Annotated in this window: 11 protein-coding genes and 1 pseudogene; 7 read left to right on the top strand and 5 right to left on the bottom strand. The window is 53.7% G+C overall.

Going from position 1 to position 13720, the window contains the following annotated elements:
* Nucleotides 1-10: 10 nt before the first annotated feature.
* Nucleotides 11-2071 carry a Stk1 family PASTA domain-containing Ser/Thr kinase gene (pknB, locus tag V5S80_RS07765; protein WP_395170192.1) on the bottom strand — a complete coding sequence of 687 codons (2061 nt, stop codon included), beginning with the start codon at nt 2069-2071 and terminating at the stop codon, nt 11-13.
* 87 nt (nt 2072-2158) lie between these two features.
* Here pknB and V5S80_RS07760 point away from each other — a divergent pair, with 87 nt between their 5' ends.
* Nucleotides 2159-2560 carry an Rv2175c family DNA-binding protein gene (locus V5S80_RS07760; RefSeq protein WP_395170191.1) on the top strand — a complete coding sequence of 134 codons (402 nt, stop codon included), beginning with the start codon at nt 2159-2161 and terminating at the stop codon, nt 2558-2560.
* Nucleotides 2561-2604: 44 nt separating this feature from the next.
* On the opposite strand, the gene V5S80_RS07755 is transcribed toward V5S80_RS07760, so the two are convergent.
* Genes V5S80_RS07755 through V5S80_RS07745 form a run of 3 tightly spaced genes read right to left on the bottom strand, consistent with a single transcriptional unit; the run spans nt 2605 to nt 6814 of the window.
* Nucleotides 2605-4134, bottom strand: coding sequence for an alpha-(1->6)-mannopyranosyltransferase A (locus V5S80_RS07755; RefSeq protein WP_395170190.1), 1530 nt, complete (start codon nt 4132-4134; stop codon nt 2605-2607).
* Nucleotides 4131-5810: a phytoene desaturase family protein gene (gene crtI / locus V5S80_RS07750; RefSeq protein ID WP_395170189.1), complete on the bottom strand. Its 1680-nt coding sequence runs from the start codon at nt 5808-5810 to the stop codon at nt 4131-4133. Before crtI ends, V5S80_RS07755 begins: the two co-directional genes overlap by 4 nt.
* Nucleotides 5807-6814 carry a polyprenyl synthetase family protein gene (locus V5S80_RS07745; protein ID WP_395170188.1) on the bottom strand — a complete coding sequence of 336 codons (1008 nt, stop codon included), beginning with the start codon at nt 6812-6814 and terminating at the stop codon, nt 5807-5809. The genes crtI and V5S80_RS07745 overlap by 4 nt, the downstream gene beginning before the upstream one ends.
* Nucleotides 6815-7093: 279 nt before the next feature.
* Here V5S80_RS07745 and V5S80_RS07740 point away from each other — a divergent pair, with 279 nt between their 5' ends.
* A complete protein-coding gene (locus V5S80_RS07740; RefSeq protein ID WP_395170187.1) occupies nt 7094-8113 on the top strand; it encodes a methylenetetrahydrofolate reductase in 1020 nt (339 codons plus the stop codon).
* A gap of 76 nt (nt 8114-8189) precedes the next feature.
* Here V5S80_RS07740 and V5S80_RS07735 read toward each other — a convergent pair whose 3' ends face one another.
* Entirely contained in the window at nt 8190-8804 is a 615-nt protein-coding gene (locus tag V5S80_RS07735; RefSeq protein ID WP_395170186.1) for a GNAT family N-acetyltransferase, read from the bottom strand.
* 192 nt (nt 8805-8996) lie between these two features.
* Between V5S80_RS07735 and V5S80_RS07730 the strand changes: the two genes are divergently transcribed.
* From V5S80_RS07730 to V5S80_RS07710, 5 genes and pseudogenes are all read left to right on the top strand, one after another.
* Nucleotides 8997-9386, top strand: a complete 390-nt coding sequence (locus V5S80_RS07730) for an SAV_6107 family HEPN domain-containing protein (RefSeq protein ID WP_395170185.1) — start codon at nt 8997-8999, stop codon at nt 9384-9386.
* A gap of 23 nt (nt 9387-9409) precedes the next feature.
* Nucleotides 9410-9955: a DUF3040 domain-containing protein gene (locus V5S80_RS07725; protein ID WP_395170184.1), complete on the top strand. Its 546-nt coding sequence runs from the start codon at nt 9410-9412 to the stop codon at nt 9953-9955.
* A gap of 855 nt (nt 9956-10810) precedes the next feature.
* Nucleotides 10811-11242 carry a division/cell wall cluster transcriptional repressor MraZ gene (gene mraZ, locus V5S80_RS07720; protein WP_395170233.1) on the top strand — a complete coding sequence of 144 codons (432 nt, stop codon included), beginning with the start codon at nt 10811-10813 and terminating at the stop codon, nt 11240-11242.
* A gap of 235 nt (nt 11243-11477) precedes the next feature.
* Nucleotides 11478-12479, top strand: a pseudogene (gene rsmH / locus V5S80_RS07715) (16S rRNA (cytosine(1402)-N(4))-methyltransferase RsmH); the annotation flags it as partial.
* Nucleotides 12480-12650: 171 nt separating this feature from the next.
* Entirely contained in the window at nt 12651-13520 is an 870-nt protein-coding gene (locus V5S80_RS07710; RefSeq protein ID WP_395170183.1) for a hypothetical protein, read from the top strand.
* Nucleotides 13521-13720: the final 200 nt, after the last annotated feature.

Below are 13720 nucleotides of genomic sequence, written 5' to 3'. Positions count from 1 at the left end.
TCATCCAACACTAGAGGGTGTTCACTGTTTTAACGGTGACAACAGCTCCGCGTCGAGCGGAGGAACCAGGCAGGGGGTTTTGAACGATGACACGGTCACCATCCTTGGCGTTGCCGGCATCAATTTTCAGACCAGCTTTACCAGCTTTTGCCCGGGCGCTCTTCACCGTTGACCCCATCAACTGCGGTACTGCAACGTCAGGTGCAACAAATAGGTTGATAGTGGAACCCTCATTAACCTCCGTGCCGGCACCGGGCTCTGTGCGAGTCACCTTTCCTCTGGATCGACGATCAGGTACAGAACTGTCTATGGCCACATCCCCAATGTGCAAACCTGCTTTTTCCAACTCACGTCGTGCGTCGTGTTCGGTTTTACCTATGACATCAGGGATACTGACTGGCTTCGGGCCTTTACTCACAGTGAGAGTTACCGATGAACGTACATCGACTGTGCTGCCTGGGGCGGGGGACACCGAGACTATTTGTCCTTCAGGAATATCCGACGAGTAGTCAGTTCTTGTCTCCCCAGTAGACAGGGTTCGTTGGGACAGCACGCGAGTGTAAGTGTCCACAGACCTAGTAGGAGGGATGTCCGGAACAGTGGGGCGGCCTGCAGAGACCGTCAGCGTCACTGTGGTCCCTTTTGATACTCGACTTCCCTCATGAGGTGAAGATTGTGAGACCTTATCTGATGGGACAGTATTCGAGTATTCCTTTTTGTCTGTGACCTCAAAACCCGCTTCAGTGATGTCCCGATGAGCGATTGATACATCCGCACCGGTAACCGAGGGAATTTCACCGTATCGGCCAGAACCTAACCACCAAGCGCCCACACTAATGGCAGCGACGAGGATGAAGGCGGCAACCGCCCACAGCGCACATCCCAGGCGGGAATGATTACTCACCTGGGGTCGATCAGTTGGTGGCGTGGCATGGTGGCTTGTCGGCGACGATGACGACACACCTGCCGATGTACGGCCCTCACCGTTGTCGGGAAACAACACTGCGGTCGGACCAGCAGCCGTGTAATTTTGACCATACGGCGCTCCAGCAGTCTGAATGGTTGCTGTGGCGGCCTGAGCATCATCATTATTGGATTCGACCCGCGTCGCAGTGGAGAGGGAAACAGTATCCTCGTCGGCCGCCGCACGCGACAACTCAGCCCTGCGAGCCGTTTCGAGGGAACGATGCGAAGCTGAATCGATCGGCACTGGCACACGGAATGACGACAGCGGCAGGGTGAGACGGTCCGCGACACGCATGAGCGCTGACCGAAATTCCGACCCATTGGCAAACCGCTCCTCAGGAGATAGTGCAGTAGCCTGAGAAATGAGGTTGTCAAATTCCGCGGGAATGCCATCGATAGCTTCCGACGGGGGAGGCACCCGCCGATCAAGTCGCATATATGCTGTCGCCAAAGACGTATCACCGCGAAAAGGAGTTGCTCCAGTAAGAAGTTCATACAGGACAATCCCCGCCGAATAGACATCGCTCCGACCATCGATGTGCCCACCGCGCACTTGTTCCGGGGACAGATAGGCAACAGTGCCCATCATTACCGATGTCGAGGTCAAGGACGACTCAGCCGTTGCGCGAACAAGACCAAAATCGGCCAGTTTCACTTGGTGAGTGTCGCTAATAAGAATATTTTCGGGCTTGACATCACGGTGAATCAGTCCCGCGGAATGGGCAAGACCCAGAGCAATCAATACAGGCTCCATGACCGCTGTCGCTGCATGTGGGGGCATGGGACCCCGTTCACGCAAGAGCTCACGTAACGTCCCGCCATCGACAAGCTCCATTGCCAGAAAGACATGTGTACCGTCATCGCCTTGATCGAACACATTGACCAACGATGGATGAGACAACCGAGCCGCAGCCCGTGCTTCACGTTCAAAACGGGCACGAAATTGATCGTTGTGTGCGAAACGATCATCGAGAACTTTGAGTGCTACTGGCCGATCTAACCGCTCATCAACGCCACGATAAATCGCCGCCATGCCGCCACGAGCAATGAGTGATTGCACGCGATAACGGCGGTCAAGCATATCTCCATGGGTCAATGTAGGCACGTGGTCTTATTCCTCTCTCAGCCTGCGAGTCGGCCCGCTGTTTTCCACTCACCAAATTACTCGGGATTGTCGGCTACGGTATAAACCGTGAAGAGTAACGCAGGAACTCCCGATGTCCTATCCGCCAGCGAACATGTTCTCCCCATCGCGGAGGCAGCTGACTATCTCCACCAACCCGTCAGTCGAGTCAAAGATCTTATCAATAAAGGTCAGCTTATTGCGGTTGACCGTGATAAACAGCGACAGATCCCGGCCCGCTTTTTCAACGGGCTCAACGACGCCGGTTTCCCTGAACCCGGCCGCCGTGTGACCGTCAACAAACACGTTCCGGGTGTCATCGCTCTGCTGGCTGATGGGGGCTACTCCAACGAAGAAATTCTCGCGTACCTTTTTAGCAATGACGACAGCCTGCCAGGACGGCCGATCGATGCACTTCATGGCCATTTAGCACGTGAGGTTATGCGGCGCGCTCAAGCAATGGGGTTCTAAATATTCACTCACACGATAGTGTGATGTCCATCGGCGGCATCGCACTATCGTGAGGTCGTGTCCACTGTGGCACTCCTGGATGTGTCGTTGCCATCCTCACTGCCTCGAAACGCACCGAAATACAGCATGAACGCAATCGTGATCACGATCCACATCCACGACCACCTGTAGAGCCAGTTATTACCGGAGCCAGTGAACGATCCTGCTACAACGAGTGATGCAATCACCGTGAAGTGCGTGATCCGTGGCGATGGGCGGAAGGTGCCGACTAAGACAGCACCGGCAGCGTAGTACCAGGGCAACGTAACAGCATTAAAGATGCAGGTAATGAGGTATGCCCACGCTGCCCCCTCAATGGCACGTCGCGGTGTTTGTCGGAAACGCCACCAGACGATGACCAGGAGAATACCCATGACGCCCATGGAGACACTTCGGTAGGTACTCAGTACGGAATTGAATGTTGCACCAGGGAAGAACGACGCTGCGAACGCTGCGGTGAACTGGGCCAAAAGGCTGGGCAGTGCCAGGAGATTAATGACTTTTGTGTTTCCGCTGAGCTGTGAGACCCACCCCCACGAGCTTCCTGACATGTAGGTGATTGCGGTGAGGACAGAACAGACGATCGTCAGCGATGTCGTCCCATAAAACAGGAATGACAGAATCGCTCGCCGCAGAGATTTTACTGTTTGACGAGGAGAGCATAGCGACGAGGCGGATGCAGTAATTCCCTGATTTCGCATCGCAATCCAGACCAGGAATGGGAGCGCGACGAGTGCGGTTGCTTTCAGAGAGAAACCAATGCCAATAAACAGCGCGCCCCATAGCGGTCGGCGACGTAGCGCAAACACTAATCCCACGCACGAAAATGCCACCATTACGGATTCATTGTGCATACCGCCAACGAGGTGGAGGAACACGAGAGGGTTCGCAACCCCGAGCCAAAGGGCCTCAGTGGGACTCCCACCGATGTGTCGGGATATAGAAACAATTGCCCATGCTATCGCGGCATACCCCGCCATCGAGATGAATTTATAGAGAAAAACACCGATGGTGATGTTGGAGCCGACTAGAGATGTGATGCCATCACCAATCCACAAATGAAGAGGACCATAGGGGGTTGTAGTATTACGCCAGTCCGGGCTCACCTCAAGCAGCATGGGGCCAGGGTTAACAGCAGCGCCATCCTTGTAAGGGTCGAAGCCATCACGAACCATCGCCCCTTGGACAAGATAAGAATATACGTCGCGCGAATACATCGGTGACGCGAAAAGTAGCGGCGTTATCCACGCCACCAATGTCATCACTGACTCACGGACACCTGGGCTCGTGTGATAGACGATCCGCCCCCAGACACACCAGGAATACAACAGCAGCCCCAACCCTATCCACGACAGGACGAACCCAATTCCTTTGATATGCCCGTACATGATCCAGTCCAGGTTGAGATACCTGACGATCCCGCCGCGCGTGCGTTGGGCGCCCGAGCTCCAGGAGGACACCATGAGCAAGAATGATGCGAATGTTCCCAGACACAACGGTCGCCTCAGAGGGGTGATAGGGGGGAGGACGCTCATCGACGGTCACCTCGCGTTACTCGGGCAGCTGCTAGTGCTCCAGAAAGAATAACAGTGGGCACTCCGACCCCGGGTGTCGTGCTAGAGCCGGCATAAATAAGATTAGAGAATTGCCGAAGCGGAAAATTTCGCGGCCGAAATGGGCCAGTTTGTCGAAAAAGATGGGCGGGAGAAAATGGTGTTCCTGCGCCCATGCCTAGATCAGCCCAGTCCGCCGGTGTATCGACACGTCCAATGGCGAAGTAATCCTTGATGCCTGAAAAACCGCGATTGTCCGCCACAGTCAAGAGATCTTCTTGGTAGTGAGGACTCAACAATTCCCAATCAATAGGAGCAGATTCGAGATTTGGGCAAGGAGCTAAAATGCTGACTGGCTCAATCTCGACCTGCGATGAACCTACCGAGACGCGGTCTGGTGCCGAACAGGCGGGGCGAGTGATCAATAACGATGGATCTGACATTAGACGGCCACGGCCACGAGGTGCCGTAATCTCAGTGAATGTCTGATCCCAGGCTTGTCCAAATGACATGGTGTGGTGCCCCCCGGGCCACTGCCGGGCAACCTCACGAGGAACCGCACCATGCATGACGAAGGCCGATGGTGACCATCGCAACCGTCGTCGATTCGGGCGGCCAGATAGAAGATTGAGTTCAGGGATATCACAGGTGGCGACGACAACATCAGCATGTAAAACGCCCTGATCAGTCACTACGGTATCGATCCGGTTGGCTGTGTGATGCAATGCACTCGCTCGCGTTCCTAGCATGATTGTGCCTCCAGCCCGCTGCAACGCAGCCGCGAGTATGTCACACAGCGCACCGACACCAGACCCATGTGGACCCAACGTGGGGTAAAACACACCCAATCCTGTGTCCATGTGGGAAATCGTTGAGTAGACAGCACGGGCCTTCCTGGGAGGCACCCCTGCATACAAGGCCTGGAATGAAAACACCCGCCGAAGTTCGTCGTCTCGGATGTAGCGCTGCACAGCACTGCCCAGAGATCCCAGACCTCGGAGACGCAACACACGTACCAGACTTCGCGCTGATTCCTGTGTGCGAATAAGATCCAGTGGTGAGTCAAAATCAGCGCTCATCAAATGTGAAAAACTTGCCTCGAACATCGATTGTGCCCACGCACGGTATCGTCGAACGTCGTTGACGAGCGCATCAGTGAGCTGACCATCTGCGACTCGCCCCAGAGGCTGTTCTGGACAACTATATTTGTCGCTCACGAATCGGCGAACTTCACCGTCTGATTGTTGAGACTTTCCGCCGCTCTCACCATTATCAGCAAACACGTTAAAATGTCGTCCTGAGGAAAATATCGCATGATAGGCAGGATCGAGCCGCCTATACACAAAATCAGGAGCGATATCATTCACTGACATCCCCACAGAGGCAAGGACCTCATCAATGAGCCATGGCATGGTTACCACAGTCGCCCCTGTATCGACGCGAACATTGCCCAAAAACGTCGAGATCGTTTCAGTTGCCGCCCGACCTCCCACATGTCCCTGCCGTTCGACTACCGTCACGGACCTCCCAGAAGCAGCCAGTAGGACCGCTACGACTAAACCAGACAGGCCAGCGCCAACCACAACAACCCGGTCGGTTTTTCCCCGTACCGACTGTCGAGGCGTAACTACGGGAATAGAAGGGTAACGAGTCCTCATCTGCGGCGCTCCGTCGAGGTTTTCGCCATCGTCGTCAACGCGCGCTTAGCATCCTCCGACAAGTCTGCATGCGCTAGCGAACCCACCGCAGACGAAACCAAATCATCGATACGTGCCTGAACCTGTTCATAGGCACCGGACTTCCGAATAATCCCACGGAGGCGATCAACCTCAACCTCAGTCAACGGCCGTCCCAAACCAGATTCCAATTCGGCACGATCTGACTCTGAGGTATTCTCTAAAGCCAACGCTAGCAGCGTCGTACGTTTACCTTCCCGCAAGTCATCCCCTGAGGGCTTCCCGGTGACTTCTGGATCACCGAATACCCCCAACTCATCATCCCTCAGCTGAAAAGCCACTCCCAGATCACGGCCAAACGTTCGCAATGCCGTCACTGTCTTCTCGGAAGCCCCCGCCAGAGCAGCGCCTATATGAAGCGGACGCTCAACGGTGTACGCCGCAGTCTTATATCGATTCACCCGATCCGCCGTGAGTAAGGAACCATCAGCTTGCGCCTCAGCTGTGACATCCATAATCTGTCCACACACAACCTCAGTCCGCATTTCCCGCCACGGTAACCACGCACGATCACGTTGATCTGCTGACAACCCAGCCTCAACAAACATGTCATCTGCCCAGCTCAATGCTAGATCTCCGATGAGGATTGCGACGGAATGCCCATAACTTTCACCATGTCCGTGCCATGCCTGAGCAGAATGCAAAAGCTTAAATTGTTCGTGAACTGTCGGCATCCCACGTCGAGTGGCTGAGGAGTCGATGATGTCATCATGAATAAGCGCACAGGACTGTAATAACTCGAGCGACGACACGGCATGCATGACCGCATGAGCATCTGGGTGTACTACTGATTCCTCAAAAGTTAATTGCTTGGCACCTACCCACCCTAACCAGGCAAAAGTTGGGCGGATTCGTTTGCCGCCAGTCATCGTAAAATTAGTGAGTACTGTCAGTGCTTCCTCGGCTACCGGAGAAATCTTATGCATAGCGGGATGTCGACTGGAGAAAAAATTATGAAGATGTGTCACCACACACTGGGGGATCTCATCAAGGGAACGTGGCAACGAAGAACAAACAGCTGATTGATCAGTCACAGTAGCGAACTCACTCACAACTCACATGCAGGGATTGGGCAGGTCACGTGCGGCACGATAAAACTACAAGTCGTGTGGGGGATTGGGAGAACCATCCTTGACAATGGTGTAGGGGCACCATCTGAGAGTTTTACCACTTGCTGCACCTTTCTTTTTCTAAGATACCTAGGTATGTTCTCGCCTCGTTCGGCGCACGCGCTGACACATCATTCGGATTGGCCGGTATATCAACAAGTCCCGGTTACCCAGGCTATTTCTTTGCCATCGCCAGGGCCTGTGCCATTTTCTGTGGAATTTATGCCTCCGAGAGACGATGGCGCAGAACACCGACTCAAGAATGCTGCGGCAACATTCCATGACCTTGGTGCGAGTTTTGTTTCTGTGACATATGGGGCAGGAGGATCGAGCCGGGGTCGTACTATCCGGATTGGACAAGAGCTGGCACATACTCCGCTAACGACCTTGGTTCACCTCACGCTGGTGCAGCACACTGCTGCTGAGTTGAGAGAGATTATTGCGAGTTATCAAGATTGTGGGTTGACCAACATCTTGGCATTGCGGGGGGACCCGCCGGGTGATCCCACTGGTGAATGGGTGAAGACTGACGGTGGTCTGGATCATGCCATCGAGTTGATCGAGCTCATCAAAAAATGTGACACTCAGCAACAATTTGAAATTGGAATCGCCTCATTTCCTGATAAGCATTATCGAGCGCGGGACGTCGATGCGGATACTGCTTACACTATTGCGAAACTTCGGGCAGGAGCGAGTTACTCCATCACCCAGATGTTTTTTGACGTTGACTACTATCTCCGGCTTCGTGATCGCCTTGCCGCGGCCGACTCTGTCCATGGTTGCAAACCTGTCATCCCGGGGTTGATGCCGATCACTTCCCTGAGGTCACTACGGCGACAGCGAGAGCTTGCTGGATGTCGGATTCCGTCGAAGCTCGAAGAACACCTTGAAAAAGCTGCCTCGGCAGGGAATTCTGCGGATCCCCACGTCAAGCATGAAATTCGGAAGATCGGTATAGCTCATACCACAGCGATGGCGGAGCGCCTTATCAGTGAGGGGGTCCCTGATCTGCACTTTATGACGCTAAACTTTGCTCGAGCGACACAGGAAGTACTCCACAACCTTGGGATGGCTCCTGCGTGGGGTCCTGATCGTGGTCATGATGCGATCCGATAACCTGATCGCGTGCAGGAAAGTATCTGCCTCGGCGTTACCATGGGCTATTAACGCTGATTCTGCGCTTGTATTACGGCTAAATCAATGAGGAGTTGTCTCCATTGAGAGGAAGGCAGCTACCGAGGATTGCGAATGGCCTGGGATCACCAGGGAAATGCATGTTTCGTACGATATCAGTGAAGCCGAGCCGTCGGTAGAGATGGAAAGCATGGTTATTTTCGCAGGCTACTTCCGGGGTGGAAAGAAGAAGCTTCTGACTTGTGAGGTTGCTAGCAAAAGTTGTGAGCAAATAGTGCCCCAATCCACTGCTTTGCCACGACGGCTCCACGTGGATTTCTGCCAGTTCGGTGTAATTTGCTAAAAGCTGACTTTGTACGTGTGTGGGGGCTCCAGCGGACCTGAGTGCTGCCTTCACTTGTGTATTCCACCATTGTCCGTCGCCACCTCGGTAACCGTAGGCAAAGCCTCGGATTGGTTGTTCGGGATCCCTTGGATCAGGTTTTTTGCCCGCGGAATAGTCGATGGCAGCGACAGCATGAAAACCTAGGTAACGTGAGTGGGTAGTCCATGCGGATTGTCGTGCACCGGAGATTGTTGAGCTGTAGCCCATTGCTCGTATGTAAATGGAGACCAATTCGGGTACACGTTGACGAAACTGTGGGGAGGTCAACGTTGTAAAGGCGATGGGCATTCTTTAATGAAACCATGTGATGGCAAAGTGTGTGGCGATACGGGGGAAGGTGTACTGGTCTGCCACGCCTTTCTAATCAAACTTATGATCGAATTTAATGGTTGGATCGGATCCATTGTCCGACGTGACCTGTAGTGTGCGAGGCGTCAGCTGGTCAAGGAAAGTTGTGGTTCATGAGTAGGGGAGTGAAAGATGATAAATGAGGCAACGGTGAGTTTTTTGAGGAAAGCGGATGCCTTGCTAGCGAATCGCCCGAACAACCTTGGCCAGCGCGAGATAGAGCAGCGTTTCCAAAACTCGTATTATGCTGCTCTTCGTCTTGCTGGAGCGGTGATTGAAGACGTTATGTCTCGGCGGAAGAGGAAACTCAGGGGCGATGCGTGGACATTGCTCGCTCGATGCGGAGGGCAATATGGGGCATGGGCTGATATTTTTCGTCCATATTCGCCCGTAAAGGAGCGCATTAGGATGGGGTTGTCCCCCTCGTTGAGTCTCGACGATCTGGAATGTTTTGAGCACCATGTATTGGAGTTTCGTACTTTTGTCAATGATCGCTACGCGTGGGTTCCTTGCGTGGCATAGAGGATGAGGTGCGATAATCTAGAATGCGCCCACGGGGTGGGGATTGTATTACCCCTGGTGGAGGTGGGGATGGGGAGTGTTGCGAGTATGCTGAGGGAGTATATGGAACTGTTATCGCCCCTGTAACGTTGTCAGGGGTGGAGAACAGTATTTTCGCAGAAAATGGAGGAGTTGTGGCCCTCTCGGAGCAAGAGCAGCGTACTCTCGATGAGATTGAGAATGCTCTGTATCAGGAAGATCCTGATTTTGGTAAAAATGTAGGGTCGATCCAGGGTGGCGGTGTTGCTGTTAAAGTCGTTGCTCTACTCATTCTTGGCCTTGCTTTACTCGTCGGTGGTATGGCCCTGTCTCAGATCAGCTTATGGTTTGTGGCGATGTCTGTCGCAGGATTCTTGGTAATGTTTGGCGCTGGTGTGATTTGTCTGCGGGGGAGGCATGTCATCTCTATAGCTCGAGCGAATGGGGTGTCTGGGAGGGGAACGAAGAGTGCATGGAGCGGTCATTACTCTTCCCAGGTCAAGCAATCGGGTGGCATGGAGGAGAACTTCCGTCGACGTTTTGAGCGTTGATCTGACGGACGTCGAATTAAGTCTGTATAGGCGTGTGCTATGCGGTAGAGGTTTTCCTGATGGTGGCCGGCTCCATGAGGGGCGTCGGCCGTGGCGGTGCTGGTTGAGGTAATCATTGTGGCTGTATGTAACTGGCACGTTTTTGCAGCCTGGTTGTCATCCACTCGGTTGAGTAACGGTGAGTTTTTGCAAGTCCTCGTTTCGGGTGAGTTGCTTGGGGCTTGACTATCAATTTTTGTGGAGACCTAGTGGCTGTGATGCGTCTTCATTGCCACAGTGTTCCTGGTTGGCTGGCTTAGACTTCGCCCAAAAGGTACTCATGCAGCAATTATTTTTGGGTGGCTGACGACTCATCTCCCACTTTGCCCCACTGATGTGATCGTCTAGACGGATTATCCATCCTTACGTGGAATCTGTATGCCTATTGGGGCATATTGTGTCGCGAGTGACATATTTTTCTGGCTGTATGGTAGCTGCATTAATCGGAGCTGGTAGCCATTTCGCTTCAATTGATAGGGGCGGAGTGGCACCCCAGGCTAGGCGTGATAATTCTTTACTTTCTGTAAAGGTTTTCTTATAGGTGCAGATCGTTGTGGGGGAAGCTGACACACTCTGCTAGGGGGTGCCGTCGTAGTTGCCACCTAAAAATAAAAGAAAGCTAAAGATTTGCTGAAAGCATGGTGCTGATGGTGCGTTGTGGGGCGAAGTGGGTTAAAGTGGGAGAGGCTGGCGGACACGGTATGTTCGTCACGCTAATGCTGTAGACAACCGTCGCTGTTAGCTTCCGAAGCTAGCTGCGGCACCACAATTGACTGGATGCCTGTCGTCGGTGTTGAGGGAAGGAGTCCGAAGGGAATGTTCTTCGGTACTTTTACCCCCAAAATGGACGACAAGGGACGCTTGACTCTTCCGGCGAAGTTTCGTGATGAGTTAGCAGACGGGTTGATGGTGACGAAGGGGCAAGACCACTCCTTAGCTATCTACCCCAGGGAGGTTTTTCTTGAACGTGCCCGGAAAGCTGCTTCTGCATCTCGGACCAATCCGGAAGCGCGTGCATTTGTGCGTAACCTCGCGGCTAGTGCGGATGAGCAATCCGTCGACGGTCATGGGCGAATCACTATCTCGCCTGACCATCGCCGTTATGCGGGGTTAAGTAAAGAATGTGTCGTAATTGGGTCGGTCGACTTCGTGGAGATTTGGGATGCGGAGTCGTGGAGCCAGTACCAAGCCGAGCATGAAGAGAGCTACGCAAACGGTGACGATACCGCTTTTATGGAGTTCCTTTAGGAGACTCGTCGTGCAGGTTCAGTGTTCTCGCAACCGGCAACCGTAAATTATGCAGCGAGCGTGAGGAATGTGTGCAGGCCTCTGCCCGTTTGGATCCTGATGTACTTCCCCGACACCAGGCGCTGAGCGGGTAGGGCCCTGTCGACATTCCGACTCATCGCCAACTCTGATTATTCTGCGCAGCGGTGATCAGAAATACCCACTATTCAGCCCACAACGATGAAATGAGGGGACAATGGCCGACCGTCAGTCTGGTCTACACGGCCACGTTCCCGTGATGCGGGATCGAATGGCTGAACTTATTTCCCCAGCCGTTGGGATGTCTCCCGGAGACTCGGGGCCACCGACCATTCTCCTGGATGGAACTCTTGGCGCAGGTGGACACACTGAGTATTTTCTCGAACGCTTCCCCTCATTAATGGTTATTGGAGTTGACCGGGACAGCCGCGAGTTGAGCCGCACCGTGGACCGGTTATCACGTTTTCGCGATCGGTTACTTCCGTTACACGCTCGATTCGATGATTTCGAGCATGTGCTTGGGACCGTGGAGCACCCCCTCGCTGATGCCTTTCGTCGGCACGGATTATCGGCGGCGTTTTTTGACTTAGGTGTGTCATCGATGCAGCTAGATCAGACTCATCGAGGATTCACCTACCGTGATGATGGCCCGTTAGACATGAGGATGGATATTTCCAAGGGGACGACGGCGGCAGATATCCTCAATACCTATAGTCATGGTGAGTTGGCACGAATCCTTAAAACCTATGGTGATGAGCGTTTTGCGGGGCCTCTCGCAACCGCAATCATTCGCGAACGGGAAAAAGAACCATGGTCCACCTCGCAACGGCTCGTTGACCTGATCTACACAACAATTCCGGCATCTGCTCGACGACATGGAGGTCATCCAGCGAAAAGGACTTTCCAGGCACTGCGTATCGAAGTTAACGCGGAACTTGATGCCTTGCGTGGCGTGATTCCGAAAGCCTGCGCATGTCTTCGCACAGGTGGGCGCGCAGTCTTTATGAGCTACCAAAGCCTTGAGGACAAGATTGTGAAAAAGGAGTTCGCCGCTCTGACGGTGTCGAAAACTCCCCCTGGACTACCTATTGATCTTCCTGACAGTGCTCCTGATTTCCGTCTCGTGACGCGAGGCTCAGAAAAGGCTGATGAGCGCGAACAGAAGGTGAATCCACGGGCACATTCCGTTCGTGTCCGCGCGATAGAACGAACCGTGGACTCGCGATCTAGTTCGCCGCCGGGCAGTAAATCGTCAACAGCTACTGGATCGGCGGATGGGTATCTAGATCACAAGGGGCGACGCGCCCATTTCCCGGGATCTCGAGAAACCTCAGATCAATCCTCTCGAAATACACACCATTCCACACCGTAAAGACGTCGAAGGAGAACGATGACTACCTTGACAAGGGCTGAATCACCAGCTCACCAGGCAGCACAGGGCTATGACGTCGACACGGCAGAGTGTGCGACACGATCAGTGACTCAAAATATCCCAGCCCAACACAAGACTGAACGACCATCTCGTTCCCGTCGAGTGGGCACCACTGGCTCACCGGCAAGGAGGAGTGGCGCAGCAAAACGGATGGGCTCGCGTCAAGTTATTTCAGTCCGTGGGCGCCGCGTCGTATCAGAAGAACACCGGGTCAAAAGGACAACCATTCAATTTATTATTGTTTGTATCCTCATGATTGGTATCGGTGTCGGAGTCACGATGTACCTCTCAGGCGTGACTACCCAGCAGTCGTTCTCCATACAAAAAGCGAAAGATAAAAAAACCACCCTTGATAACGAACTGGAAGCATTACACCGAGATGTGAAAAATGCGAGCTCCAATTCGGAAGTTGCCCGAAAAGCCACACATAGCGGCATGGTTGTTCCTGATCAGCCTGGAATCATGACGGTAAACCCGGACGGATCTACTGTAGAAAACAGGGCAGCGACCCCTTCGAAGACTCACGATGTGCTCGACATCAACAGTGGATCTGCACCGAAAGCTCAAGCGTCCTCAGATCCCAAGAAGACAAAAAGAATACCCGGTACAGCAGCACCTATCGACGTCTTGCGACATGATACTGGCCGGCCTGTTCAGCTAGCACCGTACCAGGACACCGACAGTCACCGGCCAGGCCCGAACGGGAATAGTCCGGCTGGCCGGCCGGAAGGAATTGGTCCTCGAACAGACCACCCCTCCGTCCCCGGGCATTCAGCAGAAAATCCCGTCCCGGTACCTGCTCCGAATGCGCCCATGGCCGCACCATAGGCAATTGTCACCGCCCCGATAATGAACACATGAACTGTGCAGATGTGCTGTAAGGGGCGAGACGTATCTGGGGCGGTGGAAAGCTTGTGTACTATTTCGTGAAGAACTCCGGAAATGACGTTCCGGAACACGGCCCGCCAGTTGGTGGCAGTAGGTTGTAGGCGATACGCGGTGAGCAGGTTGATAACGCATGACAAGGG

Origin of the sequence: Corynebacterium sp. PCR 32 (assembly GCF_037464985.1) — a bacterium.
Classification (GTDB): Bacteria; Actinomycetota; Actinomycetes; order Mycobacteriales; family Mycobacteriaceae; genus Corynebacterium; species Corynebacterium kroppenstedtii_D.
This window is presented reverse-complemented; position numbering and strand designations above follow the sequence as displayed.